We start from the raw sequence: 2504 nt of genomic DNA, 5'->3' as shown, positions 1-2504 counted from the left end.
AAGTGATAAAGTCGGGAGTCAACGCAATATATGGCAATATTTTCGAAGCTAGGGGGAAGCATTTTAATTTCAATGTACTAGGCGTCCTCTACAGCTAGCTAGAGTTTCAATTGTAGATGTTCTTTGAAATAATATCTTAGCGATTTATTGGTATTAGAAGATTTAGAGAAATTCTTTCTCAATAAATAAACATGGCATCGCCAAAACTAAAGAAGCGGTAGTGTTCTTGGATGGCATGGTGGTAGGCATCTAAGACTAATTCGCGGCCAGCAAAGGCAGAAACTAACATGACCAGAGTTGATTTTGGCAGGTGGAAGTTAGTTGAGAAGGCATCAACAACCTTCCATTCATATCCAGGTTTGATAAAGATATTGGTCCAGCCAGAATCTGCTTGGATTTGCCCATCAAACTTGGAACCAATGGTCTCCAAGGTGCGGATAGAAGTGGTTCCGACAGCGATGACGCGACCACCATTTTCCTTAACAGAGCGAAGGGTGGCAGCAGCTTCCTCAGAAAGTTGGTAGAATTCTGAGTGCATTTCGTGTTCGTCCAGATTATCAACAGAAACGGGCCTAAAGGTACCGAGTCCGACATGGAGAGTCAGATAGACTAGATGAACACCCTTAGCTTGGATTTCTGCCAACAGTTCTTTGGTGAAGTGAAGACCAGCAGTCGGTGCAGCAGCAGAGCCACTTTCCTTGGCGTAAACGGTTTGATAGCGTTCACGGTCATCTAGTTTTTCATGGATATAAGGTGGTAATGGCATTTCTCCCAGACTTTCCAAAACTTCTAGGAAAATTCCTTGGTATTCAAAGCGGACAATACGTCCCCCGTGGGTCAATTCTTCCGTAACGACAGCGCTGAGGCGGCCATCACCAAAGCTAACACGAGTACCGACCTTGAGACGTTTGGCAGGTTTAGCCAGAACTTCCCACTCATCTCCATTAGTATTTTTGAGCAGGAGAAGTTCCACATGACCTCCAGTTTCTTCCTTTTGACCATAGAGGCGGGCAGGGAGAACTCGGGTGTCGTTCATGACAAGGGCGTCATCGGGTTCCAGCATATCAATAATAGAGTGGAAGTGTTTGTCCTGCATTTCTCCCGTCTCACGGTTGACGATGAGGAGTTTAGAGGTATCTCGTTTTTCAAGGGGCGTTTGGGCAATCAATTCCTCGGGTAAGTGGAAATCAAAATCAGCTGTATTCATATATCTGTTCATTCTTTCTAAGTTCTAATCTTATCCATTATAACATGTTTCAAGTTTGGACGCTCTTTTTTTAGAAATTAAATCGTTTTCACTTGACAAAAATTGGTCTATACCATATAATAAATATAGATAGAAATGGAGGATGAAAAGATGAAAGTTATTAAAGTTGAAAACCAAATCGAAGGTGGAAAAGTTGCTTTTGAGATTTTGAAAGAAAAGTTGGTAAATGGCGCTCAAACCCTAGGACTTGCGACAGGAAGTAGCCCACTTGAATTTTACAAGGAAATTGTTGAGAGTGACCTTGATTTTTCAAATCTAACCAGTGTCAACCTTGATGAGTATGTAGGCCTTGATGGCGACAATCCTCAGTCTTACCGTCACTTCATGCAAGAAAACTTGTTCAACCAAAAACCATTTAAAGAAAGTTTCTTGCCTCGTGGGGTTAAGGATCATGCTGAAGCTGAAGTTGAACGCTACAACCAAATTTTGGCTGACCATCCAGTTGACCTGCAAATATTGGGAATCGGTCGCAATGGACATATCGGATTTAATGAACCTGGTACTCCATTTGACAGTCAAACGCATCTAGTCGAACTGGACCAGTCTACTATTGAAGCCAATGCACGCTTTTTTGACAAGATTGAAGACGTCCCAACCCAAGCCATTTCAATGGGGATTAAAAACATTTTGGATGCCAAGTCTATTATTCTTTTTGCTTACGGTGAGTCGAAAGCAGAAGCCATTGCCGAAACAGTGTCTGGCCCAGTTACTGAGTCTCTACCAGCAAGTAGCTTACAAAATCACCCTGATGTGACCATTATTGCGGATACTGAAGCGCTCAGCTTACTTGAAAAATAAAAAACGAAACCCTTCAGTTTCTTCTATCTGAGTGCTTTCAACTCTTGTATAAATGTAAGAAAAAATCAAAATTAAACCGCATTTTTGCTTGACAATTATTCCTTTTACGTGTAGAATAAAATAGATATTGAACTTGAAGGGAGTGAAAAAAATGTCTAAAACAGTAGTACGTAAGAATGAATCTCTTGACGACGCACTTCGTCGTTTCAAACGTGCGGTTACTAAAGCTGGTACTCTTCAAGAAACACGCAAACGTGAATTCTATGAAAAACCTTCTGTAAAACGTAAACGTAAATCAGAAGCAGCTCGTAAACGTAAAAAATTCTAATTAGAAATGAAAGGCTGGAGAAATCTAGTCCTTTTTCTTTTAATACTCTTCGAAAATCTCTTCAAACCACGTCAACGTCGCCTTGCCGTATGTATGTGACTGACTTCGTCA

3 protein-coding genes are annotated in these 2504 nt (G+C 41.1%); 2 read left to right on the top strand and 1 reads right to left on the bottom strand.

The genetic code is table 11. From position 1 onward, the window contains the following. Positions 1-178: 178 nt before the first annotated feature. A complete protein-coding gene (gene queA, locus HT719_RS07295; RefSeq protein ID WP_166727447.1) occupies positions 179-1207 on the bottom strand; it encodes a tRNA preQ1(34) S-adenosylmethionine ribosyltransferase-isomerase QueA in 1029 nt (342 codons plus the stop codon). Between the two features lie 150 nt (positions 1208-1357). Between queA and HT719_RS07290 the strand changes: the two genes are divergently transcribed. Further along, complete coding sequence (locus HT719_RS07290) at positions 1358-2065, top strand: glucosamine-6-phosphate deaminase (protein ID WP_166727437.1); 708 nt, start codon at positions 1358-1360, stop codon at positions 2063-2065. A gap of 151 nt (positions 2066-2216) precedes the next feature. Further along, positions 2217-2393: a 30S ribosomal protein S21 gene (gene rpsU, locus HT719_RS07285; RefSeq protein ID WP_000048054.1), complete on the top strand. Its 177-nt coding sequence runs from the start codon at positions 2217-2219 to the stop codon at positions 2391-2393. Positions 2394-2504 lie beyond the last annotated feature (111 nt).

This window comes from Streptococcus sp. k-378, from assembly GCF_013277505.1.
Classification (GTDB): domain Bacteria; phylum Bacillota; class Bacilli; order Lactobacillales; family Streptococcaceae; genus Streptococcus; species Streptococcus pseudopneumoniae.
Note: the sequence above shows the minus strand (reverse complement) of the source record. Positions and strands in the feature narration are given on the sequence as shown.